The 25,551-nt window shown below is 46.3% G+C and carries 20 protein-coding genes; 8 read left to right on the top strand and 12 right to left on the bottom strand.

Annotated elements, in window-relative coordinates; all coding sequences use genetic code 11:
- Positions 1-51: 51 nt before the first annotated feature.
- Positions 52-1,965 (top strand): glycosyltransferase family 39 protein, encoded by a 1,914-nt coding sequence (locus tag HW988_RS11525; RefSeq protein ID WP_181604410.1) that lies wholly within the window; start codon positions 52-54, stop codon positions 1,963-1,965.
- A gap of 188 nt (positions 1,966-2,153) precedes the next feature.
- On the opposite strand, the gene cysS is transcribed toward HW988_RS11525, so the two are convergent.
- From cysS to HW988_RS11555, 6 genes are all read right to left on the bottom strand, one after another.
- On the bottom strand, positions 2,154-3,605 hold the full coding sequence (gene cysS, locus HW988_RS11530; RefSeq protein ID WP_181604411.1) for a cysteine--tRNA ligase: 1,452 nt from the start codon (positions 3,603-3,605) through the stop codon (positions 2,154-2,156).
- Positions 3,606-3,613: 8 nt separating this feature from the next.
- Positions 3,614-5,098 carry a glutamate--tRNA ligase gene (gene gltX, locus HW988_RS11535; protein WP_181604412.1) on the bottom strand — a complete coding sequence of 495 codons (1,485 nt, stop codon included), beginning with the start codon at positions 5,096-5,098 and terminating at the stop codon, positions 3,614-3,616.
- Positions 5,099-5,176: 78 nt separating this feature from the next.
- The gene (locus HW988_RS11540; protein ID WP_088613941.1) at positions 5,177-5,671 is read right to left on the bottom strand and encodes a CarD family transcriptional regulator; all 495 of its coding nucleotides are present in this window, start codon (positions 5,669-5,671) and stop codon (positions 5,177-5,179) included.
- A gap of 191 nt (positions 5,672-5,862) precedes the next feature.
- Positions 5,863-7,971 (bottom strand): S8 family serine peptidase, encoded by a 2,109-nt coding sequence (locus HW988_RS11545; protein WP_255489965.1) that lies wholly within the window; start codon positions 7,969-7,971, stop codon positions 5,863-5,865.
- Between the two features lie 69 nt (positions 7,972-8,040).
- Positions 8,041-8,448, bottom strand: a complete 408-nt coding sequence (locus tag HW988_RS11550) for a hypothetical protein (protein WP_255489966.1) — start codon at positions 8,446-8,448, stop codon at positions 8,041-8,043.
- A gap of 172 nt (positions 8,449-8,620) precedes the next feature.
- Positions 8,621-10,066: a hypothetical protein gene (locus tag HW988_RS11555; RefSeq protein ID WP_181604414.1), complete on the bottom strand. Its 1,446-nt coding sequence runs from the start codon at positions 10,064-10,066 to the stop codon at positions 8,621-8,623.
- A gap of 141 nt (positions 10,067-10,207) precedes the next feature.
- Between HW988_RS11555 and HW988_RS11560 the strand changes: the two genes are divergently transcribed.
- Positions 10,208-11,020, top strand: coding sequence for a DUF4423 domain-containing protein (locus HW988_RS11560; RefSeq protein WP_181604415.1), 813 nt, complete (start codon positions 10,208-10,210; stop codon positions 11,018-11,020).
- 55 nt (positions 11,021-11,075) lie between these two features.
- Here the strand turns inward: HW988_RS11560 and HW988_RS11565 are convergent, their stop codons facing one another.
- Positions 11,076-12,275, bottom strand: coding sequence for a DnaJ family molecular chaperone (locus HW988_RS11565; RefSeq protein WP_181604416.1), 1,200 nt, complete (start codon positions 12,273-12,275; stop codon positions 11,076-11,078).
- A 484-nt stretch (positions 12,276-12,759) separates the two neighbouring features.
- On the bottom strand, positions 12,760-14,847 hold the full coding sequence (gene recG / locus HW988_RS11570) for an ATP-dependent DNA helicase RecG (RefSeq protein WP_181604417.1): 2,088 nt from the start codon (positions 14,845-14,847) through the stop codon (positions 12,760-12,762).
- A gap of 59 nt (positions 14,848-14,906) precedes the next feature.
- Here recG and HW988_RS11575 point away from each other — a divergent pair, with 59 nt between their 5' ends.
- From HW988_RS11575 to HW988_RS11590, 4 genes are all read left to right on the top strand, one after another.
- Positions 14,907-15,851 (top strand): HD-GYP domain-containing protein, encoded by a 945-nt coding sequence (locus tag HW988_RS11575; protein WP_142700665.1) that lies wholly within the window; start codon positions 14,907-14,909, stop codon positions 15,849-15,851.
- A gap of 4 nt (positions 15,852-15,855) precedes the next feature.
- Positions 15,856-16,245, top strand: coding sequence for a hypothetical protein (locus HW988_RS11580; protein WP_181604418.1), 390 nt, complete (start codon positions 15,856-15,858; stop codon positions 16,243-16,245).
- A 162-nt stretch (positions 16,246-16,407) separates the two neighbouring features.
- Positions 16,408-17,334 carry a c-type cytochrome domain-containing protein gene (locus HW988_RS11585; RefSeq protein WP_181604419.1) on the top strand — a complete coding sequence of 309 codons (927 nt, stop codon included), beginning with the start codon at positions 16,408-16,410 and terminating at the stop codon, positions 17,332-17,334.
- A gap of 78 nt (positions 17,335-17,412) precedes the next feature.
- On the top strand, positions 17,413-19,611 hold the full coding sequence (locus HW988_RS11590; protein ID WP_181604420.1) for an ATP-binding protein: 2,199 nt from the start codon (positions 17,413-17,415) through the stop codon (positions 19,609-19,611).
- Here HW988_RS11590 and HW988_RS11595 read toward each other — a convergent pair.
- From HW988_RS11595 to HW988_RS11610, 4 genes are all read right to left on the bottom strand, one after another.
- The gene (locus HW988_RS11595; protein WP_181604421.1) at positions 19,494-19,997 is read right to left on the bottom strand and encodes a YiiD C-terminal domain-containing protein; all 504 of its coding nucleotides are present in this window, start codon (positions 19,995-19,997) and stop codon (positions 19,494-19,496) included. The two genes, HW988_RS11590 and HW988_RS11595, sit on opposite strands and share 118 nt — an antisense overlap.
- The gene (locus tag HW988_RS11600) at positions 19,988-20,917 is read right to left on the bottom strand and encodes a sulfurtransferase (protein WP_181604422.1); all 930 of its coding nucleotides are present in this window, start codon (positions 20,915-20,917) and stop codon (positions 19,988-19,990) included. Before HW988_RS11600 ends, HW988_RS11595 begins: the two co-directional genes overlap by 10 nt.
- 137 nt (positions 20,918-21,054) lie before the next feature.
- Positions 21,055-22,533: a lysine--tRNA ligase gene (lysS, locus tag HW988_RS11605; RefSeq protein ID WP_142700671.1), complete on the bottom strand. Its 1,479-nt coding sequence runs from the start codon at positions 22,531-22,533 to the stop codon at positions 21,055-21,057.
- 24 nt (positions 22,534-22,557) lie between these two features.
- Positions 22,558-23,481, bottom strand: coding sequence for a class I fructose-bisphosphate aldolase (locus HW988_RS11610; protein ID WP_181604423.1), 924 nt, complete (start codon positions 23,479-23,481; stop codon positions 22,558-22,560).
- 175 nt (positions 23,482-23,656) lie between these two features.
- Here HW988_RS11610 and HW988_RS11615 point away from each other — a divergent pair, with 175 nt between their 5' ends.
- Both HW988_RS11615 and HW988_RS11620 read left to right on the top strand, forming a co-directional pair.
- Entirely contained in the window at positions 23,657-24,223 is a 567-nt protein-coding gene (locus HW988_RS11615) for a NifU family protein (protein WP_181604424.1), read from the top strand.
- Positions 24,204-25,550, top strand: coding sequence for an MATE family efflux transporter (locus HW988_RS11620; protein WP_181604425.1), 1,347 nt, complete (start codon positions 24,204-24,206; stop codon positions 25,548-25,550). The genes HW988_RS11615 and HW988_RS11620 overlap by 20 nt, the downstream gene beginning before the upstream one ends.
- The last annotated feature ends 1 nt before the right edge of the window (position 25,551 follow it).

The raw sequence follows: 25,551 nt of genomic DNA on the forward strand, positions 1-25,551 counted from the left end.
TGACCAGTTAGTAACTTGCCGCGAATCATGACCGAGGCTACAGCTTCGGCCATGGAATTTGCACGAACACGCCTGTTTTGGTTCAGTTTTTTTATTGGGATCCTTTGCCTGAATTGGTTTCAATTGCTGACACCGAAAATGCAAAACATCCAAATCGTGCGTCCGAATCTAGAGACCGAAACCAACTCCCCCATTCCCCTTATCATCAAAGATCACAACCCGGCCGAGGGCGGCCTTTTTTGGGTGCAGTTCGATACTCGCGCCTCCTTATTGCCATCGTGGATGAATTTGAAGCAGTTTCGCTTGCGAACTTTAAGCTGCATCAATTCGATGAGCACCAATGGAGTGGATTGGAAGCTCCCCGCCTCTCCGGAACTTCGTTGCAATAACGAGCGAGGGCTTCCGATATATTCTCGTCTGGATGTTATGGGGAAAGCCACCTCGTGGAATTTGACTGGGGATTCTTTCGGTGGAAGCTTTGGTTTTTACCTGGATAAAGATTGGAGTGCCCCGCAGTTGTTAGGTGGTTTGATCGTCTTGTGTATGGCTTTATGCGGTATGCTTTATGCAAAACTCCCGTTACCTTCTGATCGCTGGAAGATCCCCGTTATTGCTATTTTCCTCATGGGTTTTCTTTTGCGGTTTTGGACCACGCAAGTGGTGATGCCTCCGGAAATGTTTTTGTTTTCCGATATGGCGGGGTACTTTCAGCGCGGCATTCAGATGCTTCGCGGGTCATTCAATTTAGGTCAGACATTTCAACCGATCGGTTACACGATTTACGGTTTGGCTTTGCGCCTGCTCGGCGATTGGGAACTCCATAAGTGGGCCAGTATTTTCGTATCGATGGGTACGGTATTGCTTGGGTATCTTTTAGTCTTGAAACATTTTGGAAAAATTGCGGCTTTATTAACACTTTTGTTTTTGTCGTTGGACGTTCCGCAGATTGGCTTCACGGCCCGCTATATGGCGGAATCACCTTACAGCTTTTTGATTATGCTGACGTTGTGGGGAATTTCCCGGGCTTTGGAATCTGCTAAGCTTCGCGATTATTTCTTGGTCGGCGTTTTAGTGATGGTTTCGTTTTATTTTAAGGGCAATCACGCGTTCTTTGTTCCCGCATTCAGCTTGTGGCTTTTATATCGCGAGCGCGCGCAAATTCGTTCTGCTTTTAGAAAAGTTGCGATGATGGCACTGGGCTGTCTGGTTATCATGACTCCCCATCTGGCATTTACGAAATGGGCCTATAACCAGTGGCAATGGGGTCCAACAGCAGGAGCTTTAAATTTCGTCGAAGGAAAATGTCCGTCAAAAAACAATACCGACTCCGCAGGCGCTGGCTGGATGTCTCCGCTGTTTGTGACCTTAAAAGAAACTACCGCTAAAAAATGGGACCGTCCGTTCACCGACCAGGCTTACTTTTGGAAAGCTGGAGCCAACTGTGCGAAAGAAAATCCGTGGGTCATGGTGGAAAGTCTTCGCTATATCAATTATCTTTTCTATGGAAACAGCACTTGGCCCGTCGCGGGCTCCGACATAGATTTTCTATACAAATTCTGGGCACCGATTTTCGAGTGGATTTTGCTACCATTGGCATTGATCGGCGCGCTGGCATTTTCTCGCCGACGCAATTCTTTTGCACAGAATTTCGATCCCCGCCTTGGCTTAAGAAACCAACATCAGAGAAATTCGAGCCCACATCAAAGCAATTCAATCTCTGACGACGAGCAATCTTCAGCAGAAAGAAGCAATTCCTTCAATGAAGTCTGTGCACTGTTGATTTTAACGATTTTCTTTACGGTTTATATTTTCAAATCCGAAAATCGCTTTCGAGTTCCATTCGATGGAATCTTCCTAATGTGGAGCAGTCTTGGAGTGATTTACTGCGGAGGCCTCGTGCGATCGACATTGCGGTTCGTAGTTCCACACAAAAAACCACTTTCAGAAACCACCACGGCGGTATAACTGCGTTCATTCATGACAGTTTCATCTCCGCTTCGGTAACTGATTGCAGCAATTCATCTTATTAGAGCTATTTCCCTCTGCGAGTATAACAGCGATGCAATTTCCACTTCCGCTGAGGTTGCTGCACGCGTCAGTGTAATGTCGTAAGCAATAAAAAAGGGTTTCATTCGAAGCCCTTTAATTATTCCCTATTTCGTAACTTCCCAGAAGGAACCTTCTGGCGTATCGCTCACAGAAATATTCATCGCGACCAACTTATTACGAAGCTCATCAGACTTAGCGAAATCTTTATTCGCACGAGCCAACGAACGCTCTGCTACCAGGGCATCGACGTCAGCGCGTTTGATATTTGCTTTATCCAAAAGCATGTTATCCAGCTTAATCAAGAAATCATGCGCGGGCTCTTGGAACAATGCCAATACTGCACCCATCTTTTTGATGAACTGACTGAAGGCCAAAGCTTTCCCCTGGGTTGCAGGGTTTGCCTTCATACCACGGCGAACTTGGTTATTGAACTGGCGAACCACTTCAAACATCACAGCGAAAACTTCGGGAGTTCCAAAGTCGTCATTCATCGCAGCTTCAACTTTTTTCCAAGCGTCTTCTGTGATTTTCGCAAAACTTGCATCCACTTGAGTGACTTCCGGAGTCAGATAGCTTTCCGCCATCGCCATCGCTGAATACACGCGCGCCAAACCAGAAATCGCACGATCCACAGCCGCATCACCGAACTCACTCATCGTACGGTAATGAACGGATTGAATCATCCATTTGTAGATCTCGGCATTATACATCGTCACAAATTCACGAAGAGAAACGATGTTACCCAATGACTTCGACATCTTCTGACCGCCGAAGTTAAGCATATTGTTATGCATCCAGTATTTTACGAAATGCTTACCCGTGCAGCCTTCCGACTGCGCGATTTCATTTTCATGATGTGGGAAAATCAAATCCATACCACCACCGTGAATGTCGATCTGATCACCAAAGATATTTTTAATCATCGCCGAACACTCGATGTGCCAGCCGGGACGACCCGGGCCCCATGGAGACGGCCAGGAGATTTCCCCTGGTTTAGCGGCCTTCCACAAAGCAAAATCCATCGGAGAACGTTTCTTTTCGTCCACCTCAACACGAGCACCGGCAAGCAATTCGTCCGTGTGGCGACCGCTTAGTTTGCCGTAGTCTTTGAAAGTTTCGATCGAGTAAAGAACGTCACCCTGCGCTTCGTAAGCGACTTTTTTATCAATCAATGTACCGACCATTGAAAGGATGTCTTCCATATGCTCAGTCACTTTTGGATTCATATCATGCGGACGAAGGCCCAAACTTGCAAAGTCAGTTTTGTATTCGGCAATGTACTTTTCAGAAAGCTCGCCAGGAGCCATTCCCAATTCATTCGCTTTCGCGATGATTTTGTCGTCGACATCCGTAAAATTCAAAGCATAGGAAACTTTGAAGCCCAAATACTCCAACCAATTGCGAACCATATTAAACACGACTGGTCCACGGAAGTTACCGACATGAAGGAAGTTGTAAACCGTCGGACCACACACGTACATTTTCACATGCTTCGGATCGTAAGGAACAAATTCCTCGGACTGACGGGATTGAGAGTTGTAAATCTTCAATGACATAAATTTCCTTACAGAGTCGCTAGTGCTTTTTCTGCACGAGTCACCAGGGATTGCTTTTTCATTAGCGGAACCAGGATTTTTAGCTCTGCTCCGTGAGGTTGACCGATCACAGCCACGCGAATTGGCTGGAACAAGTTCTTACCTTTCGCACCCGTTTTGTTTTTTACTTCGTCTTGGATTTTAAGGAATTCTTCCTCTGTCATGTATTCAGCACCGTGGGCTTGAACCAATTCCTTCCAAGTCGTCAAAACGGCTTTCGTCGTTTCTAGCTTCATCACTTCTTCTGCGTCTGGTTGAATCACGTAAGAGTTGTCATTCAACGGACGGTACAAAGTAATCGCATCAGCCAAAACTTCCATGTACGGCTTAAACAAGTTCAAAGACTTATCCTGCCATACGGGATCTGACGGCAATTCCATTTTCTCGCGAGCCAGGAACGGCTGAATCGCCTTCCACAACTCTGTATTGGGCAAAGCACGCAAGTGCTGCGCATTCATCCATTTGAATTTCACGCGGTCAAAGATCGCCCCCGAAGGATTCAAACGAGAGATATCGAAGGCAGCAACCATGTCGTCAACCGACATGATCTCCTTACCTTCCGGATGTGACCAACCAAGAAGTGCGATGAAATTCAATACTGCCGACGCCAGATAGCCTTCGTCTTTCAACTGACCACAAGCCACGGCACCTTTACGTTTAGAAAGTTTTTGACGGTCTTCATCCAAGATCAAAGCCATGTGACCGAACTCAGGTGCTTTCCATCCCATCGCTTCGTAAATCATCAACTGACGGAGAGTGTTCGGAAGATGCTCTTCCGCACGGAATACGTGGGTCATTTTCATCAAATGATCATCCACCACACAGCAGAAGTTATAAACCGGCATACCGCCGCCACGAAGCAGAACGAAATCCCCAACCATGTCGGATGGGAACTTTACTTCGCCGCGAACGATGTCGTTAAAGATATAGTCTTTTTTAAGGTGCTTCGTTTTAAAACGAACAACTGGGGGAGTTCCGCCCTCTGCCATTTTTGCTTTGGCTTGATCCAAAGTCCAATCAGCGTAAGGAGATTGAATATGCGGCTGACCGCCCGCCTTCATTTGAGCCTCACGCTGCACTTCAATTTCAGCGTCCGTCAAAAAGCAGTAGTAAGCTTTGCCGTCAGCCAAAAGCTGCTCAGCAATTTTCTTATAGATGCCCATGCGCTCGCTTTGTTTGTAAGGACCATTGGGACCGACGTCTTTCAAAGTAACCGGGTCAACGCCTTCAGCCCACAAAAGATTCAACCAAACCAGGTCGTCAACAACTCCACGCAAAGATTCTTGAGTGGAACGTGCTTCGTCCGTGTCTTCGATACGAAGGATGAATTCACCGCCATTTTTCTTGGCGAAAAGATAGTTGTACAAGGCAGTTCGAGCGCCACCAACGTGCAAATATCCCGTTGGAGAAGGGGCAAAACGAACGCGAACTTTAGAAGAGTTTTGTGAAGACATCGAACGGCTCCGAAAAATAAAAAAGGCCTGGAAAATCCAAGCCTTGAACTTATTATGTTTTTTCGAAGTCGTCCAGAATTAACCAGTGATGCCGAAGATCGCTTTTACTTCCTCTTCGTTGAACAATTCTGCTTCGCTTGTCGCCAAAGTCAGCTCTTTCAACAAAAGGGAACGTGCAGAATCAAGCATCTTGCGTTCGCCGAAAGAAAGCTCTTTATCTGCTTTCAAAAGGAACAAATCGCGTAAAACTTCAGCGATTTCGAATACAGATCCAGTTTTGATCTTTTCCATGTACTCGCGGTAACGGCGATTCCATGTTTGATTGTCGATTTTAACGTCTTTTTCTTTCAGAATACTAACAACACGAGCCGCTTCATCTTTAGAGATGATGGGGCGAAGGCCCGCAGACTTAACGTTTGTTGTAGGGATCATGATTTTAAGGCCCGTATCTACCAACTGCATGTTGTAGAAAGAGATCTTTGCGCCGAGCATTTCTTTTGTCTCGATCGCGACGACCTTTACCACACCATAGCCGGGATAAACTGCATTATCGCCGATATTGAACGTCAGCATCAGGAAACCTCCACTTATAGCCACTTATAACCGTGCTAGTTCTATCAAATTTGACACGAGTTATCAAATCTGAGCGGCGCATTGGAAAAGATTTCCAAGGTTTTCAAACAAAAAAAGCCCCATCATAAATGGGGCTTTTGCTCAATTATTTCAATTACTTAATCAATAATCGATTAATTACTAAACAGTCACTACTGAACGCTGAAAACAAGGGCGTATGGCTGACGGCCACCGTTTTTGCCCGCAGGAACGTTGTTACCTTTAACAGTTAGCTTGTAAGAGCCCGCTGGCAAAGTCGTTTCGATCATCTCAGCGTTGTTCACGTGATCGTTCATTGAAACTGTTCCGTTTGGACCAGTTAGGATCAAATCAAGGTCGTTCACCAATGCTTTAGATGCATTCGCAGAACCCGGAGCGTCCGTCCAAACCAAGTTTGCATACAGTTTGCCTGGAGCATTTAGATTGAACTCATAAGTTTCAGATTGGTTTGTCGCCACACCGTCACGGTCATCAGCAACGATAGTGTTGCTCATCATTTTAACCATGTTATCCATGTTCACGCGGCCGTAACCCTCATCAGAGTTAGGTCTACGAGTCAAAAGCTCTTGGCCTTTCGCTGCACCGACTTCACCGAACTGACCTGGGTACAAATCATCTGCAGAGTGCATGATCATTGCTTTTAGCACAGCTGCAGAAGGATTTTGCACGCCCCATTTTTCAACCAACATTTGGCGAGTAACAGTCACGGCCCCTGCTGTTAGAGGAGTCGCCATAGAAGTACCACCCGACCAAGCATAGTCATCATTGTATGCGCCCCAAAGTGGAGAAGCATTTTTGATGTGAGAACGGTTAGAAAGGATGTTTGTACCTGGAGCTACGATTTCTGGTTTCACACGGCCATCCAAAGTAGGACCACGGGAAGAGAACATCGCGATACCATCATCACGGTCAGACAACATCGATGAAAAGATCGGCTCTGCAGACCAAGCTTCAGCAGCTGCACGAAGCTTGCTGACTGGAACCTGGATACCACCTGTCGCAGTTTTATTTTTAGAAGCACCAACAGTTAGAACGTTTTTCGCAGTCCCTGGAGTTCCGATAGAACCGCCATCGATGCGACCGTCTTTGTTCATGTCGACACCGCTGTTACCAGCTGCGAAGATCACAAGCATATCTTGGTTGTTGTTCATCCACTCGTCGACTTGAACAGCCATAGAGTCGTAAGCCCCGAAGTTCTTAACGGCACCCCATGAATTGGAGTGAACGCGCGCACCGTCTGCGTTTGCTTTTTCAAACAAATCTGCAAGCTTAGAAGGAACACTTAAACCGTTAAGCATTGGAGACCACATGCCTTCAGCAACCATCGTTGCATCGTAGGCGCCACCTTTAAGACGACCACCAGAAGCTGTACCGCGAGACAGGATAGAACCCGCCACGTGAGTTCCGTGCCCCATTGGATCTTCCCAAGTTTTAGCCCACAAACCGAAAGCGTAACCCGATTTAACTGCGCCCGAGAAGTCAGATGCGATTTGGTTGATATTACCAGAATCCAAACCTGTATCTGCCATAGCCGCGATCTGACCACGACCCGTTAGACCCAAAGACCAAACAGAATCAAACTTCATTGTTTTAGTTCCTGTTTCGTCACCTTTGATATCTGAGTAATCGCCAGCACCTTTAACAACTGGATCCATTTTTTGATCCAATGGGAAATCCATAGTTGTGATTTCCGGAGTACTTTGCACGTGCTCAACGCCCGTCAAGTTTGCGATGTTGTAGATTTGCGAACGAGACACGACTACCACGATGGATTTACCATTCACCACTTGAAGTTGTGCATTCATTTTTTTCAATGAAGCCACAACCGCTTTTGCATCAGAAGATTTGAAAAGCTGGATCAAAAGACTTTGAGATTGATCTTTATTAAATACGCTTACAGGAGCGATATCACTGCTGATTTTGTATTGAGCTTGGTATTTTACGATCGCGTAAACACCTGGGTGGGATTGACGGAATGAATTCAAATCCGACAATGTCCCGCGCACAACCAAAGCGTCGTCTGGCAAATAGCCAAACACCTCAAAGCGTGCTTGAAGAGCCGAGCGATCCTTCGCTGTGATCTTGTTAGAAAATTGAACGATATAGTCTGAAGCGACTTTATCAGAGAAAGTAAGAGCTTGAGCTTGCAAACCAGGATTTACTGTTCCTGAGTTGAATCTCAATAGGCTTCCTGCGTATGCAGGACTAGCAGTCGTAACCGCAAGTGCTGACGTAATAAATAGACGAGTCCATTTTTGCATAATTCCCTCCATGCGAGAAAAATTGCAACATGATGAACCCACCAAAGCAAAGGAACTTCACAATTTTTATTAAAGTTGATGCGCCATGACGGCAAGCGAAAGATTGCCAGCCATCTTACCTTTATTGCTCACGCCGAATTCTGTTTCTTGATTTTCAGGAGCGAAAACTTGAGTGCGCTCAGAGATTTTCTTCTGCCCACGCACCCGTTTTGTCACTGTCACATCCATATATAAGCCCGCTTTGTTATTTTGCTGGGACTTACGTGCCATCACTTCAACGATCGTTTCATTTTGTCCGTCGTCAGAAAATTCGCTGATGTATGCTTTTTTGCCGGATTTAGTAACTGTGTTAATCGAAATAGGAGCAGAACCCTTAAGGCCCACGCGCATATTCACTTTGTATTGAGGAACCGCTGCGAAAGCAGAGGTAGAAAATAAAATAGAAGCGGCCGCCATGCCGACTAGAAACTTTTTCATGAAGAACACATCCTTGTGTACGTAGAAGTCACTATCCAAGCGACTCCTAACAAAAGCATGAGGGAGTTTGTTTCCTAAGGCAAGTTCGAAAAAATTATTTTTTCAATAATAAAAACGCCGATCTTTTCGGGATCGGCGTTTGACGCTGGACGGACAAGTTAGAAAATTGCTTTTAGAAATTGGAAACTGTGATCGGCGCCGACAAAACCACAGGTTCTTGATCTTCCCCATCGTCACTTTGAGTGTAACCATAAACTTTTACAGTCCCCGTCGCCGTGTAAGGGCCATCCATAGAAAACCCACCACAGATAACCGGGCAATCCGTACCGAACGCGGTGGTGCCCTTGGAAATAAGAGCATCGTTGTTTTTATTTACCCACCACTGATCACTTAAAGCTGCCAATTGATCTCCGCCAAAGGCACACGTACTTTCATGCCCATCCACATCAGAAACATAGACCTTCACCGCGCTTATATATAAGTCACGGTTGGGATTTGTTTGCTTGAACAGCAACTTTGGAATGTTAGTATAGGCACCCTCAACATCAAGTTCTGGAACGGTTCCATTGGCTGCCGCAATTTTTCGTGAATAACAACTACTGGTATTGGCAGGAATAACAAAGCGAGTAGATTTAGTTACTTCCAATTGAACGACATTATCATCAGAACCAGGATAGCAGTTCAGCGTGTGCTTACCGACGGCATCTTCAATGTAAAACATTTCTCTGTTAAATGCCCCATCTTTAAAGACCCCACGAGAAACCTGAACCGAACCTACGCCTTCAAATTTAGAGGCCACGGCTCCCTCAGTAACTTTGCATTCAGGATTTCCGTTGCAGCGACTTGGCAGACTGCTTAGCCAAGGTAAGGCGATTGGAAAGGTGGCCGTTTTTTTGGTAAAAACGGGCTTCCCGCCAAACCACTCAAATTGCATGACGGTCTTCTTTCCATCAGTGGATGGATAGTAGTTAAACTGGTAAGTCATGCGCCCATTCACTGAAGCGGTACAACTTTTCGCCCCTTTCGGCATGTCGCCATTGACCTCTTCAAAAGCGAAGTCAGAAAACAAATGGGCCACGATACGGCGTGCTCTTCGAGAATCTTTCGCCCCGAAAGCACGATCCACACGATAAACGGCTTCGTGAGAAATCAATGCAGCTTTTTCAGTGTTGGACAGATGGCTCCAAATTTCCTGACTTACCAACAGCGTTTCATCGTCCACATAATGCGCTAACTGCTCAAGTTGACAGTTTTTTGGCAAGACCACTTCAGCTGCATCATCGATTGGTTTAATCACTGCGCTGGCTGGGACGAATTTCATGATTCTATTCACGCGTACATAGAAGGGATTGTAATCATAGCCGGAACCAATCGAGTCCTTGAGCTTAGCTTGAACCTTAGCCGAAATTTGTTCTGCACTTCCGCTAAATTGTACCAACTTTAAATTATAGACGTTCTTAGCTTCAAACAAATCCAATGTTTGAGCTGAAGTGATTTGGCCTTTGGAGTTGCGACAAACGACACTCTTACCTCCGCCGCCATCAACGCCGCCTTGTGGTTTCGCGTGACTTTGCAAAGCCAAGAAAAGCAATCCTGCTGTTACCAATGCTGATTTCATTAAACCTCCGTGTTTATTCAATCGTTGAACAAACTCAGTATCGCCCTGTCGAAATTTGCATTCTACATCTATTAATTTAATTGTTATCTATAAACTTAACATTTACGCTAACTTTAAATTCCGGCTTAAAGGAAGCATTCCATGAACATTTTTGACTTTCACGACTATAAACACTGCATCAACGAATGGATCGCAAGCCAACCGCGCAATGGACATGGCCAGCTTCGTCAGATGGCTTTGCATTTAAACGTGAACTCAGTGGTGATGAGTCAGATTTTTCGCGGGGATCGTGATTTGACGGTGGAGCAAGGACTCGCCATTTCATCATTCATCGGCTTCACGGATTTAGAGCGCGATTACTTTATGTTGCTGATCCAAAAAAGTCGCGCTGGGAACAGGGATTTACAAGCTTACTTTGACAGGCAATTGGAACAAATTCGCACAGCTGCGACCGCTTTAAAAAATCGTGTGAAACACCAAAAATTTACCGACGAAGACAAAGCGACGTTCTATTCCCAATGGTATTACAGTGCTGTTCGCCTGGGAGTTTCGATTCCTCAGCTTGATAACGCCACTGCTGTCGCCCAATATTTGAATTTAGATCGCGCTTTGGTCAGTAAGGTCATGGACTTTTTAAAAGGCCACGAGTTGATCGTCGAAAAAAAGGGTCGTTTAGATATTGGCCCTCAGGTAACTCACGTGGGGCACGACTCCCCGTTCGTCAATCGTCATCATTCCAATTGGCGCTTGAAAGGCCTGCAGGCGATGGAGAGTCCTTCAGAAAAGAACTTGTTTTATTCCGGCCCCATGGCTTTGTCTCAGGAGGCGGCGAACGATATCAGAAAAATTTTGGTTGAGACCGTCGAAAAGGCAACAAAAAAAGCAGCACCTTCCGATTCAGAAGTTTTACGCTGCTTGAACATCGATTGGTTCGAAGTGGGATCAAAAAAGTAAATCCCACTTGCAGACAGAATGGTAATTTTCATTTCCGCTGCGGTTCCGCAAGAAGTCAATGACACTTGCTCGCATACCCCTCTAACAAAACTTCCATCGCGGAGACGTCGGCGCGCAATGGGATCAGGTGCTTTCTTAATTCGTCATACTCGCTTTGTTTTAATGAATCGTAACTTCGGCGGCTGGAAAACTTCCACGCTGGATGTTGAGTACACTGAGCGATACTTTTCTTTAAAGACTCGAGTTCTGTTTCGAAAAGATCCGAGCACTGAGAAATCTCTTCGGTGGTGAGATCATTCAACTGCCCTAATTCAGCCAGACACAGTAATTCAAGACGCTTTAACGCTGCGACATCTCCATCCTGATAGGCTGCTTGAGTTCGTTGCCACTTTACTGAGGCCCACTGTTGGTATTCCAAAGACTGCCCGACAAGTTTATCGGGATGAAGCAAGCGCACGAGTTTGTGATAAGTTGTCCGCAATACAGTGTCAGCATCCGTTCGGCTTTCCTCCAGGGCTTCGTCGCGTTCGTTGTCAGAAATAACTTTTTGCCAGAATTTCTTAAGATGCATTGGCATATTGTGCAGGTATCGTTGGCGATAGCTGGGATCGGCACTTTTCCAGACTCTGCCTAAAAGATGCCAGTCGCCGCACTTGATAGTGATTTGCAGGCTTTCTTTAAATAAACGATAGCCTGCAGTCGGATCTGCCAGATGCTGCTCTATTTTCTGGTTATCGATGTCACTCAGATAATGATAGACCGAGCGCGCCGTGCGCTTGAGCCCACTTAAGGCCGAATCGTCCCTGAAAAATATTTCGGCAAAGTCCACGCGTTCGGCAGATTCCACCGCAGGATTTTGAGCTCTCGGTAGTGATTGCGTTGCGGATTCGTATCGCGTTTTTCGCAAGTTATCGATGACGTACTTCCACATATCATCGCCACACTGATACTGCCCTTCCTCTTCTTTCAGCATGGCATAGGCTTGTGCTGGCGATACATTGGAGGTCGTTGCGACGTAATTAAGATGCACTTGAAAGGTGTTCAAAATCTTTTGGCGCCTTTCGAGTGCTTCAATTTCTTGCAACTCCTCCCGGAAAGTGAGCTTACGCCAGTCGTGATACATCATCTGATCACACAACAGAAAATCGGCATGATCTTTTTCAAGTTTGCGGATTTTTTTAATAAGTTGGCTCGAAGTCGAAAACAATTCAGTGCGAATTTTTTGATCATCCGCTTTTTGTAAATCATGTTGCATAAGGGACGAGCTTTTATCACGTCAGAGGATCACTCAGAATCAAAAAGCAGTTTCTGCCAAATCAATCCGCAGCGAGCGCTTAATGCGTGTGCAGTTTTTGTGAGCGAGACTTTGTTGTGCTGAAGAACTGTGCGAGTGCAGATTATAAAATAGGCACCAGGATTTTGTGGTTTAAAAAATGCAAAAGCGACTCTTGCTTTCGCAAGGTCGCCTTTTGGACGGCCTCTCTTCCGAATTTCGCGAAGGAGGTCCGAATGAATAACCACAACTGTTGTTCTTATCGGCAGATTTTAAAACTAATAAAGCAGATTCTCCTGGTACTTTTGGTTTTAATCAGAATAATCAAAGAACTGCTGTAAAGTTCGAATCTTATACCTCTGGAACGTTTCTGTTTGTTCCCTAGCTGGATTTCCAGCCAGGACCAAGGATGGGACTGAAAATCCCGCGGATGAGAGCGCCATGACCTTGCGAAAGCGCCAATGTGCTACGCAATAGAAGCTAGAGCCGCGGGACCATGCTCGCGCAGCAGTTCTTGTTTCATGGGACGGTTGTCAGGCCAAACGAGAGTTGGATCTTTTTTAAGGACCTCGAAGGCAGCTTCGCGGGCTTGTTGCAACAACTCCATGTCACGCACTAGGTTCGCCATTTTAAAGCCAGCAAGTCCTGATTGACGAGTTCCCATGAACTCCCCCGGGCCGCGCATTTCTAAATCGAATTCAGAAATTTTAAAGCCGTCGTTGGTTTTCTCCATGAACTCGGTACGCTGTTTACCCTCTTCGGAAACGGCGTAGCCCATGATCAAAATACAGAAGGACTTGTGCTCGCCCCGACCCACACGACCGCGAAGCTGATGCAGCTGGGACAAACCAAAACGCTCGGCATGTTCGATAATCATGATGTTGGCATTCGGGACGTCGACACCGACTTCGATTACGGTTGTGGAAACCAGAACTTGAATTTCATGACGACGGAATTGATCCATCACCTGATCCTTTTCATCGGGCTTCATTTTTCCATGCAGCAAACCGAATTTAACCTTCGGGAATTGAGCTTTCAATTTTTCAAACTCTTCCACGGCATTTTTCAGATCAATTTTTTCAGATTCTTCCACCAGTGGATAAACGAAATAGGCCTGACGACCTTTTTGCAATTGCTCAAGCATGAACTGCAAGGCCTGCGAGCGTTTGTTTTCAAAAATCGCACGGGTTTGAATTGGACTGCGACCTGGAGGCATTTCGTCAATGATCGAAACATCCAAGTCTCCATACACTGTCATCGCCAAAGTTCTCGGGATAGGTGTTGCTGTCATGACCAAAAAGTGTGGTGAGTTGCCTTTTCTTTTTAAAATGCCCCGCTGTTCAACACCGAAACGATGTTGCTCGTCGATGATGGCAAGCCCCAGATTTTCAAATTCCACTTCGTCTTCGATCAAAGCGTGAGTTCCGATGATCAAATCTGTATCACCCGTTTTAAGGTCGAAAAGAATCTGCTTTCTTTCGGCGGCTTTGGTTTTTCCGACCAACAAAGACAGACGAATCCCCAAAGGTTCCAAAACTTTTTTAGCATTTTTAAAATGTTGCTCGGCCAGAATCTCGGTTGGCGCCATCAGGCAAGATTGGAAACCGCTTTCAGCTGCGTACACTGCCGCCATAAAGCTTACCAAAGTTTTACCGCTCCCCACATCGCCTTGAACCAGACGATGCATGGGGTGACCGGCTTCCAAGTCAGCTTTGATTTCACCAAAGACGCGCTTTTGCGCGCTCGTTAATGGAAATGGCAATGACTTTTCCAAGGCCGCGACTTTTGCACCATCGTTATTAATCAGTGGCGCAGTTTCCTTCTGAAAACCTGATTTTTTAGCAGCCAAGAAAAGCTCCAACCAAAAGAACTCTTCGAAAATCAAACGACGTTGAGCTGCACTTTTAAACTCTACATATTCTTGCGCACGATCCGGCAACGGATGATGGATTTCCATCAAGGCATCTTTGCGGGATTTCAAATTATACTTTTCGCGCATCCATTTTGGCAGAGTCTCTTCGGGCCATTCTTCGATTTGCGCGAAAGCGGCACGCACCAGCTTCATGATTTTCGCGGTCGCAAGGCCTTCGATCTCTGTGTACAACGGAATCAAGGCATCCTGATTTTCTTCATCGCCTTCGATGTCACGAATGTCGGGATGATGAAATTCTAAACGACCACGGTATTCGGTCACTTTGCCGACAACACGCACTTCGGAAAAAGGTTTGAAGCGTTCAAAGTAGCCTTTGTAAGGCACACGAAAATATTTGCAGTGAATTTGTCCAGAGGCATCGCGAACTACGACATCATACATTTTGCGAGTTGAGCGCCCCATATTGACACTGTGGACAGCTTGCACCGTGGCCTTGATACTGACAATATCGTCCGGTTTGAGACTGGCAATGTTACGAGCCGCCCTTTGATCTTCGAAGGCTCGCGGATAAAACTCAAAGAGGTCCCTTAAGGTTTTCAAGCCCTTGCGCGCGAACAGGTCTCCCAGTTTGGGACCCACCCCTTTTAAGTACATAATTTGCGTATCTAGACGAAGGGCCATAGTTAGTCAGTATTGCGGATTTTATTTCTAAGTCAATGTATTCATGGCAGAATTTCCCTATGACCGATGCTCAATATTTCAGAATTCGCCTCAGTACTATCCGTCCTGATAAAGTCACTAGCTTTGACATCTTTTTGCAGGTGGACGGCAAGTACATCATGTACCTCCGCGCTGGAGATAAGCTCTCCGACGGGAAAATCGAGCGTCTGCATGCTCGTGACACAGGGGATTCATTCTTTGTGCGCACGGAAGACAAACAGACTTACCGCGACTGGGTTAAAGAGGAAATGAACTCTGATAAGCTGGATCCTTTTGCGAAAGCAAAGATCCTGCGCGAATCGTCAGTGGCGTTGATGGAAGATCTTTTTGAAAATCCAGATGTGAACAAAGCCTTAGATGAGTCCCGACCGATCATCACGGATTTTATCGACTTGATGGAAAATGCCCCGGAAGCGATGGGCTTCATGATCTCTCTATCAGGGCATGACTTTTATACCTACAATCACTCCCTGGATGTATCCATCTATTCCCTGGGTTTAGGTAAAGCCATGGGCTATAACCCCAAAGAGCTGGAAGAGCTGGGCGTGGGAGCACTTTTTCATGACATTGGTAAACGCAATGTAAGCCTTGATATTCTCTGCAAAAAAGGCGGACTGACGGATGCTGAATGGGAGCAAATGAAAATGCATCCCCAGTATGGTCTAGTCATCCTGAACAACCACCCGAACATCTCAGATGCAATTAAAGCGGCCTGTTTTGAGCACCATGAGTCTTGGTCTGGGAACGGTTACCCCCAACAATTGATGGGTGACGAGATCCACCCGTTCGCTCGTATCGTGGCCATCACGGATACCTATGATGCTATGACAACTCAGCGCTCATATAATGTCCCACTTACGCCGATAGATGCAGTAACGATGATGAAAGAGAAATTGGCGGGTCGCTATGATCCCGACATGTTGAAAGCTCTTTATTCGGTACTCTTCAAAATTAAGGTTGCGTAGGACAATGAAAAACATTTTGCACTCTATCGTTTTGATCGCATTAATTCCTCTGATTGCTCTGGCTTTAGAGCCGACGAACCCACCGGGAATTTGTGACCGCTTCGTTGGCGAAAAAGATGCAGAGCTATGCCGCGAAAAAGTACAAAAAAACGAAAACGTCGATTGGTACGCGGTGACAGTTTGCAACCTGCAAAAAGACGACGCTCAATTCTGGAAATGCTGGGATTCTATTCAGGGGCAAAGTTACAATCCCCAAGCCTTGGATAAATGCGGCGAGGAAAAAGAGCTCTCCGACGTTCAACGCTTCGAGTGCATAAACACAGCTCGCAGCGATCGCAAACCGGCATCGCACCAAGCGAACTTTCAGTCTCTGCAGATCAAAAAGTCCAAGTAAATCCAGTTATTTAAAACTTTAAAGCTCAGAGCCAACTCTGGGCTTTTTTTTTATTCTTAGAGTGACCCTTCCAGTGTCAAAATTTGTGACACTTCAGCAAGTTTTTCTTTAAGGGATTCTTCCTCTCCCAAGCCGCCGTTTCCTTTGGTAAAACTGCGAGTGATGAAAACCTGGGTTCTTCTTTTACAAACAACATTAATCTCTTTGGCCCTTTCGGGGTGTGGCTATGCCATGGAAGAGATGGGCTTGTTTAAGACCGGCGAGATCATTCTTAAAGCTCCCAAGGTGAATGAGTTCTCTGAATCATTGATCGACTATTACGTTGTAAGCAAAACTTCCTTGAAAACGTGCATGGACTGCCACTCTTCCAAAGCTCCGATCTTGGACACGGAAGAGCGCGTGTATAATGTGCGCGATGATATCATGGCGACCGTTGAGGCCGGTGATATGCCGCCTCGCCGCAAAGGCTATGAGCCACTGACTGCTTGCGAACTTAAAATTCTTCAATCGTATTTCGATAACAAAACGAACAATCGCGCGGCTCAACGTGTGAAGGAAATCCCCGAGTGTAATACGGTTGCGAAACCGACACCGGCGCCGACAGCGGCTCCGACAGTGACACCGTCTCCAACGGGATCACCGCTGCCGCCACCTCCAGGAGCACCTCCTGCGCCGCCAAAACCGCCGGGTCCTCCGGGGCCACCGCCTCCACCTCCGCCAGGTGGTTCGCCGACTCCGACCCCACCTCCGACAAATCCACTTCCACAACCGGATTTGGGCCAGTTGGAATTGAGTTATAAAAATCTGCGCATGGCTTTTTTTGATGTCAAATGCCTAAGCTGCCACAGTGAATTGGCAAAACGCCCTAAGGATCCTCGCTTGGATTCCATCGCCCACATCCTGGATGCGAAGGACGCTTTTGACAAACCGATCGTGGTTTCAGGTCAGGGTGCCGAGAGTTTCTTGTATAAAGTCACAGTGCCGGGCCTTACTGACAGCATCATGCCTCCTCCGCGAGTCAACATGCAGCTGTCGCCCGCTGAGGCTGACTATCTTAAACGTTGGATCGATGCAGGTATGCCGGAGTAATGTCCGGCTTGTCTTTGTTCCTTCACACTTACCAAAATCTTGAAGTGCGGCTTTTCAAATAGCTTCTAAAATGGAGACATGACGAAGAAGCATTTGCCGTGGTGGATTTGGGTTTTGTGCTTTGCAATCTTCCAGATCAACACTCATCTCAGTTTAAATTATATCGCAACGACCGGGGCTTCCTATTTTAACTTCCCGGTTGCTCTCGCAATTCCCATGACTCTGTGGTGGGGACCGGGCGTTTTAATTCCACTTTTTTTAAATGCCACGATCTGTGCCCCCCTGTGGGGAGTTACAAATCCTTTGTTCTATCCCCTCGCGGCCCTTCCAGAAACTTTGCATGTGGCTTTATCTTGGATGCTGGTCAAAGAGCGCTTTAAAACTGATGGTTGGAGCCCTTCACCGAAAGGCATTTCTCTTTACGCGCTTTACGGAATCATCATCCCATCAGTATTGCTGTCATTGGGAGTACAGGGAATACTGCTGGGCGCGGGTCAAATCAATCGCGACCAATTTATTTGGACGAGTATTTTAAATTTAATCGGAAATTTCATGAGTGGTGTGATCTTGTCATTGCCGCTTTTGATTTTGCTGACACCATGGCTAGACAAAAAACTTTTGTCAAAATTCACATCCGCGGAAAATGTCGAGATGCGCTGGTTTCATCACCTGTCTCGTCGCGAAAAGCTGGTGATGGTTTCGTTGCTGGCGATCAGTTTGGGTATCAGCTTTAAACTTCCGATCTCTCAATCCTGGTACGCCTACGGCATCGTGGTTCTGTTCTGCGCAAGCTGGTACGGATTAAAAACGGCGATCTTTGTAAACACCTGGGTATCATTTTTAGCTTTGGCCATGCCGATTCTGATGGGTAATCCCTGGCCCCAGGACTTTTCAGCGGTACAAACTCCCGCCACACTTTTAACTTTGTGCTTTTCCGCACTAATGGCCGGTGCCGCAGTTTCAGGACTAACGGATAAAATCGATCGCCTGCGCTATACAGAGCAAGAACTAAAAAGCGCAAAAGAACAGGCCGAGGAAGCTTCCCGTGCGAAATCAGAATTCCTGGCTCGTATGAGTCACGAAATTCGCACTCCGTTAAATTCCGTTTTAGGAATGTTGGAACTTTTGAAAGAGACCAATCTTTCAAAGGACCAGGAACGCTATCTGACTTTGTTCAGTCATGCAGGTGAAAACCTAAAAGCCCTGATCAATGACCTTTTAGACTTTTCAAAAATTGAAGCCAAAGCCCTCTCGATTGAAAACATCACTTACAACCTACACAGCACCGTGCGCTCGGTGTTTGAAATTCTGCAAATCAAAGCCGAAGAAAAGGGACTTAATTTTCAACTGCATATCGATGAAAAAGTTCCGCTTTATCAAAAAGGCGATCCCACTCGCCTGCGCCAAGTTCTATTCAATCTGATTGGAAATGCTTTGAAATTCACCGAAGAAGGTGAAGTCGACATTGCCGTGCAGATTGAAAATGAAAACACCGCCAAACCTGAACTCGTGCTCGAGATCCGCGATACCGGCATCGGTATTCCCAGAGAAAAACAAAGCAGTCTTTTCTCTCCGTTTTTTCAAGCGGAAGCCACCACAACCCGGCGCTATGGCGGCACGGGACTAGGGCTGGTCATCTCCAAAAATCTGGTGGAAATCATGGGCGGCACACTGGAGCTTCGTAGTCTGGCAGGCCGGGGCACCACATTCCGAATCGTTCTGCCTCACCGACCAGAAGAGGTCAGTACAGCAGAAGTAAAACCAGCACCCCTTATAAATTGGGCCGAACAGTTTGCGGGAAGGACATTCTCATTACTATTAGTAGATGACTCTCAAGACAACCGCCTGCTTTTGACTCACTATTTGAAAAATCAGCCATTCAAATTCACCGAGGCCGTAAATGGCAAAGAAGCCGTCGAGAAATTTAAAGAAGGTAAATACGATCTGGTCTTTATGGATATGCAGATGCCGATCATGTCGGGCTATAAAGCCACGGAAATGATTCGCCACTATGAACGAGAGAACCGCAAGGGTCACACACCGATCGTAGCCCTCACCGCGACGGCAGTCCTTGAAGACCTTCAACGCGCGATCGTGGCTGGTTGTGATATGTATATGGTAAAGCCTGTGAAAAAGTCAGAGATCCTGACGACGCTTTCTCACATCCTGACGACGAAAGAACCCACTAAAGAAGCCCCCAAAGTTCCCGAAACGGGGGCTGACTCTGCCCCGGCCCCTAAGGACAGACCGTCTGAACCGCCGTCCTTAAATATTTGAACTTTCAAATCGCGGCGCACGCGCTTCTTATCTTGAAGCTCCTGATAGAAGGACTTTTCTTCCTCGAGACTGGGAAATTCACAAAGAATTCTAAAATCAGAATCAATCGGTCGCAGGTATTCAATCACACCTTTTGCAATCACGATATTTTCTGTTTCGATTTTATAGTATTTCAATCCCGCTAAAACCAAAGCATAGGCACTCATGACACCCGTCGCATAAAGGCTGCCACCAAAAGCCGTCCCTTTGTGATTCAGGTTTTTTTGCAGGTCGACTTTTAAAACAGCACGATGGGAATTTAACGTTTCAACGGTAATTCCCAGGTGCTCATACAGCTTGATATTGTCAGACAGGATTTGAATCAGATCTTGAGAGTCTATTTCCATTGCTCATAGCCTCCGGCAAAATTCACACTTTGACGGAAACCTGATTCACGAAGCGCATACGTCACGGCACCAGAACGAACACCGTGATTGCTGATCACCATAACAATTTTGTCTTTGGTGATGCCTTTGGATTCTAATTTTTTCTCGATATCTTTCTTCACGGAATTGTCTTCGTTAAAAAACTCTTTCCATTCAAGCTGCACGACGGGAGCTTTGACGGTTTTATACTTCGTCAAATTATTGATTCCATACTCTGCCGCTGCACGCACATCCAAGATCACGACTTTGTTTTTCGCATCGTTAAAGTTCATGCCAAACAAAGAACTGACCGGCAGGTCCATGGCTTTTTTATGTTTCTTTTTCCCCGTCATTTTTAAAGGAGAAAGCTGCTGAGTCGCATAGGCCTTGAAATTACGAGCATCGATGAACAAAGACTCATCAACCACTGGCTTCCAGATGGATTTATTTTTAACCAAAGGCTCATCACCTTTAGGATTTGTCGCGCGGGCGACCGTATGAAGAGCCGTGTGAACATTCTTAACGCCCAGAACATTCAAAGTCCAAGCGATACGCCCCTCTTCACCATTCCCCAAAGAACCTTTACCCAAAATCACAACTTTGGAATCAGGATCAATACCAATCAAAGAAAGTCTGCGTGCAATCGCAAACAGATCATCCTGCAAAACGCCACGGGAATTCGGATCCTGAGAAGAGAAGTCCTCCCAGCGAACATTGATCGCTCCCGGCACATGAGAAAGGTTAAACTCAAACGGAGCTCTGACATCAAGAATGACAGGACTACCTTCCATAAGTTTTTCAGGAGCACCCACAACACCTTGTTCAGACGTAACTTTGGTAGGTTTCGTTTGGCAGCCAACAAAGGCCAGAAGAAGAAACAAAGCACCAAAAACATTTCTCATAAGTACTCCCCAAAAAAGACTCACTTCAAGTGGTCATCAAGGTACCAGATGCAAGGCGCGAGGAGGAAGGCGTACTCCCTGTACGCCGACGACGAGCAACGCCGTCAGCTGGTGCCTTGAGGGCCGCTTCCCCTATTTTACTTAGTTATCCTCATGGTAGGAAAGAATATAATATCACGGATCGAAGGACGATCTGTCAGGATCATCACGATACGCTCAATTCCGAGACCCACGCCACCTGTTGGTGGCATACCCGCATCGATAGCCAACAAGAAATCTTCATCCATTGGATGGGCTTCTTCGTCGTTACCGCGGTTTGCCTCTTGTTCTTTCAAACGTGCCAATTGATCTTCTGGATCGTTCAACTCGGAATAAGAGTTCCCGATTTCCATGCAAGCTGCAAATGGCTCGAAACGCTCTACCAGACGGTCATCACCTCTGTGAATTTTCGTCAATGGAGAGATTTCTTTTGGATGATCCATAACAAATGTTGGCTGGAACAAGTGTTGTTCTGCAGTGAGCTCGAACAACTCCATGATCATTTCGCCGCGTTTACCTGGAGCATCCAAGTCACCGCCCATTTTGTTAACGGCATCGAACAACTCTTGGTCCGTTGCTTTATCTGGATCGATTTTCGCGTATTCACGAACACCATCATGAACAGTCAAACGTCTCCAAGGAGGCGTGAAATCGATTTCTTTACCTTGGTAAGAAACCTTCATGCTGCCCGTGATTTTCAAAGCCAACTGAGAAACAAGTTCCTCGAATTGGTTCATTTGATAGTTGTAGTCCGTGTACGCTTCATAGAACTCTAGCAAAGAGAACTCAGGATTGTGAGTTCTGTCGATACCTTCATTACGGAAGTTTTTAGAGATTTCGTAAACTTTTTCGAAGCCGCCCACCAAAAGACGTTTCAAGTAAAGCTCAGGGGAAATTCTCATGTACAACTTCATATCCAAAGCTTTGTGGTGAGTTGTGAACGGAGTCGCCGCGGCACCACCATAGATAGGCTGAAGTGTGGGAGTTTCCACTTCCATGAAACCACGAGAATCCAAGAATCTGCGGATTTCAGAGATGATTTTAGAACGAGTTTCGAAAACTTTACGAGAATCCGCATCCGTCATCAGATCCAAATGTCTGTGACGGTATTTGATTTCGATATCTTGCACGCCATGGAATTTCTCGGGCAATGGTTCGATAGACTTCGTCAAAATTTCGAAGTGTTTTAGGTAAATGGAGAATTCGCCTTTTTGCGATTTGAAAACGTAACCTTCAACACCCACGATGTCGCCCAGGTCCACAAGTTCAAATGCGGCTTTTTCTTTTTCTGCCAATTCTTCGGTTTTTACGTAAACCTGAACTGTTCCAGACTGATCTTGAACGTTAAAGAAGCAGGCCTTACCCATCGCACGCAAAGTCATCAAACGACCTGCGATACGGTAAACTGATTCAGGCTTCTTCTCGCCCGCCTGCAATCCCGCTGCGTGTTTTTCAACGATCTCTGCGATCGCTGTTTTATTCTCGAAAGAATAAGGATAAGGATTAATGCCCTTCTCGCGAAGGGCGTGCAATTTTTTACGTTTCTCCGCGCGCAGCGGATTTTCTTGAATCGACATAGTTACCAGATACCTAATTTATGACTAAAGTTTTTTACCAGCGAAGGCTTCCATAACACCATGAAGAAGAGCGATAGACTCTTTCTTAGGACGTTGGAAAGCATTACGGCCCATGATCGAACCAAAGCCGCCGCCTTGACCCATTTCTTGAACTTCTTTCAGAAGCTCTTCAGTGCCTTTCGCTTCGCCACCAGAGAAGATCACGATGCGTTTGCCATTGAAGCAAGATTGAACAACGTGACGGATACGATCAGCCATTGTTGTTACTTTGATACCTTGTTCAGCGTAAACTTTTGCAGCCGCTGCTTGCTCGATGTGAGCTGTTGGCGGTTTAACTTTGATGATGTGTGCGCCCAATTGAGCTGCGATGTGAGCAGCATAAGCGATCACGTCGATAGCTTGTTCACCTTCTTTAGAAAGTTGCTCACCACGAGGGTAAGACCAGATCACAACCACAAGGCCCGCTTGTTTTGCAAGACGAGATGCTTCTGCAATTTCTTCGTACATTTGCTTACGTTCAGCAGAACCTGGGTAAACTGTGAAACCGATACCCACACAACCCAGTCTCAAAGCATCGTCAATGTAAGACGTCACTGCAGAGATCGGAGCTTTGCTGCCGTAAAGTGATTCAGAGTTATTGATTTTCAAGATCAATGGGATTTCGCCAGCGTAGTCACGAGCGATCGCTTCGATGAAACCCAGTGGAGCCGCGTAAGCGTTGCAACCAGATTCAATCGCAAGTTCTACGTGGTAATTAGGATCGTAGCCATCTGGATTTTTCGCAAATGAACGTGCTGGACCGTGCTCAAAACCTTGATCCACAGGCAAGATAACCATCTTACCAGTACCCGCCAATTTACCGTGATTCATAATGCGAGCCAGGTTCGTCAAAACGCCTGGGTTGTCAGCTCCGTACCAGTTCAAAATCTCTCTAACTCTTGGTGTCATGTGTACTCCAGAAAATGATGGAAAATGTGAATATCCAGTTAATTAGCGGGCTCAACGTTAGTGAACTTTCTAGGGATAATCAAGCGTGGACATCATAGCGAGCAACGCAGCAATTTCCTTTCCAAAGCGGATTCTGTGGTATACTGTGGGCATCGATTTTTCCCTCGAGGTAAAGATGAGCACACAAACGCAAGCACAAAAGGTTTCTTTCGAAGCAACACCAAATCCGGCAACTATGAAGTTCCATTTGCATACGAAAGTAGCAGATGAAGGTTTTGATTGTCCTTCTGCGCAAGAAGCCGACCGCTCTCCTTTAGCCTCTAAAATCTTTGGCTTCCCTTGGACAAGCTCGGTTTATGTGGGAACTGATTTCATCACTGTGACCAAGCAAGACTGGGTTGATTGGGAACTATTGGCCCACCCATTAAGTAGCTTGATTCAGGAACATATGGACAGCAAAGAACCTGTGGTCGTGCAAATCGTGCAACACACAGATGTTGATGATCCCAACGACTCCCCCATGGTGCGCAATATTAAATCTGTCTTAAACCGCGAAATTCGTCCTGTTGTAGCTCTCGATGGCGGTGACATTGTTTTCAATAAGTACGAGAACAACAAACTTTACATCCACATGCGTGGTGCGTGTGCGGGCTGCCCTTCTTCTCAAGCAACGCTTAAAGACGGTATCGAAGTTCGCATGAAAGAATTGTTCCCGGAAATCCATGAAGTTCTTGCGATCTGAGACCGTACACGAGTCTAAACTTTTATTAAAACTTGCCGGCCCTATCATCGTTGGACAGCTTGGTCAGAACTTGATCCAGCTGGCTGACACATTGATGGTCGGTCACTTGGGGCCGGTGGCCCTGGGCGCTTCTGCTTTTGCGAGCAGTGTTTTTATCGTATTTTTGATTTTCGGATTAGGAATGCTCGCCCCGATCACGGCGATGTTTGCCCATGCTCAAGGTCAGGAGGACCATCCTCGCGGCGGAGTTCTTCTGGGTCACAGTTTGATTGTGGCTTTAGGTATTGGCGTTATTATAACCGCAATCCTTTTAGGGTTGCTCCCCCACTTGCACATTTTTGGACAACGACCTGAAGTCTTAGCCGAGGGCTCTGCGTTCTATAAAGTTATCACGTGGTCGATTGTGCCGTCTTTAATTTATCAAGCCTACAAACAGTTCACCGATGGACTGGGCCGCACCAAAGTTGCGATGTACGTCATGCTGGGTGGTGTTTTGATTAACGTCGCCGGAAATTATCTTTTGATCAACGGTTATCACGGATTTCCAAAATTGGGTCTGGTGGGTGCTGCGTGGGCGTCCTTGGGTGCGCGTGTTTTGATGATGATAGCGATGATTGGTTATGTGCATCTTCATCCGCAATTCAAAAAACATCTGACACTCCCGTGGATTCACTCTTACGATCAACAGATTTTAAAAAACATCATTCGCCTGGGAATTCCCAATGGCTTCACTTTCTTTTTCGAAGTGGGAGCGTTTGCTTCGTGCGCTGTGATGATGGGTTGGTTTGGTGCGATTCCTTTGGCTGCTCACCAAATTGCTTTAAGCCTGGCGAGTACAAGCTTCATGGTAACTTTGGGTATCGGCATTGCCTCCAGCATTCGCGTGGGCTTTGAACTGGGCCGAGGCGATTATAAACTGGCTCGCCATGCAGGCTTTACGGCCATTATTTTGGGTGGCTCTTATATGAGTCTTTGCGGATTGGGCTTTTTGGTTTTCAGACATTGGTTCCCGACATTTTACGTGAATGACCCTGATGTGATCGCTTGGGCGGCGCAATTCTTTGTTGTGGTCGCACTGTTTGAAATCTTTGATGGCGTACAGGCGGTGGCCATTGGCGCTCTTCGTGGCATGAGCGATACGCAGTGGCCCAGTGTGATTGCGTTCTTTGCATACTGGATTATGGGCCTGCCCGGAGGCTATTTATTGGCTTTCCACCTGGGCGTAGGTCCCATCGGAATATGGATAGGACTTTTGATAGGCCTCATATTTGCGTCGATCCTACTTACGTATCGCTTTCATCGTCTCAGTAAGAGATTCATTGCTTAGT

The organism is Bdellovibrio sp. KM01, assembly GCF_013752535.1.
Lineage (GTDB): Bacteria > Bdellovibrionota > Bdellovibrionia > Bdellovibrionales > Bdellovibrionaceae > Bdellovibrio.

What these genes read in the sequence shown, in the direction of transcription:
- HW988_RS11525 (WP_181604410.1), top strand. Translation starts at nt 52, where the DNA reads ATGGAATTTGCACGAACACGCCTGTTTTGGTTCAGTTTTTTTATTGGG.
- cysS (WP_181604411.1), bottom strand. Translation starts at nt 3,605, where the DNA reads ATGTCATTGAAGATTTACAACTCTCAATCCCGTCAGTCCGAGGAATTT.
- gltX (WP_181604412.1), bottom strand. Translation starts at nt 5,098, where the DNA reads ATGTCTTCACAAAACTCTTCTAAAGTTCGCGTTCGTTTTGCCCCTTCT.
- HW988_RS11540 (WP_088613941.1), bottom strand. Translation starts at nt 5,671, where the DNA reads ATGCTGACGTTCAATATCGGCGATAATGCAGTTTATCCCGGCTATGGT.
- HW988_RS11545 (WP_255489965.1), bottom strand. Translation starts at nt 7,971, where the DNA reads ATGCAAAAATGGACTCGTCTATTTATTACGTCAGCACTTGCGGTTACG.
- HW988_RS11550 (WP_255489966.1), bottom strand. Translation starts at nt 8,448, where the DNA reads ATGAAAAAGTTTCTAGTCGGCATGGCGGCCGCTTCTATTTTATTTTCT.
- HW988_RS11555 (WP_181604414.1), bottom strand. Translation starts at nt 10,066, where the DNA reads ATGAAATCAGCATTGGTAACAGCAGGATTGCTTTTCTTGGCTTTGCAA.
- HW988_RS11560 (WP_181604415.1), top strand. Translation starts at nt 10,208, where the DNA reads ATGAACATTTTTGACTTTCACGACTATAAACACTGCATCAACGAATGG.
- HW988_RS11565 (WP_181604416.1), bottom strand. Translation starts at nt 12,275, where the DNA reads ATGCAACATGATTTACAAAAAGCGGATGATCAAAAAATTCGCACTGAA.
- recG (WP_181604417.1), bottom strand. Translation starts at nt 14,847, where the DNA reads ATGGCCCTTCGTCTAGATACGCAAATTATGTACTTAAAAGGGGTGGGT.
- HW988_RS11575 (WP_142700665.1), top strand. Translation starts at nt 14,907, where the DNA reads ATGACCGATGCTCAATATTTCAGAATTCGCCTCAGTACTATCCGTCCT.
- HW988_RS11580 (WP_181604418.1), top strand. Translation starts at nt 15,856, where the DNA reads ATGAAAAACATTTTGCACTCTATCGTTTTGATCGCATTAATTCCTCTG.
- HW988_RS11585 (WP_181604419.1), top strand. Translation starts at nt 16,408, where the DNA reads ATGAAAACCTGGGTTCTTCTTTTACAAACAACATTAATCTCTTTGGCC.
- HW988_RS11590 (WP_181604420.1), top strand. Translation starts at nt 17,413, where the DNA reads ATGACGAAGAAGCATTTGCCGTGGTGGATTTGGGTTTTGTGCTTTGCA.
- HW988_RS11595 (WP_181604421.1), bottom strand. Translation starts at nt 19,997, where the DNA reads ATGGAAATAGACTCTCAAGATCTGATTCAAATCCTGTCTGACAATATC.
- HW988_RS11600 (WP_181604422.1), bottom strand. Translation starts at nt 20,917, where the DNA reads ATGAGAAATGTTTTTGGTGCTTTGTTTCTTCTTCTGGCCTTTGTTGGC.
- lysS (WP_142700671.1), bottom strand. Translation starts at nt 22,533, where the DNA reads ATGTCGATTCAAGAAAATCCGCTGCGCGCGGAGAAACGTAAAAAATTG.
- HW988_RS11610 (WP_181604423.1), bottom strand. Translation starts at nt 23,481, where the DNA reads ATGACACCAAGAGTTAGAGAGATTTTGAACTGGTACGGAGCTGACAAC.
- HW988_RS11615 (WP_181604424.1), top strand. Translation starts at nt 23,657, where the DNA reads ATGAGCACACAAACGCAAGCACAAAAGGTTTCTTTCGAAGCAACACCA.
- HW988_RS11620 (WP_181604425.1), top strand. Translation starts at nt 24,204, where the DNA reads ATGAAGTTCTTGCGATCTGAGACCGTACACGAGTCTAAACTTTTATTA.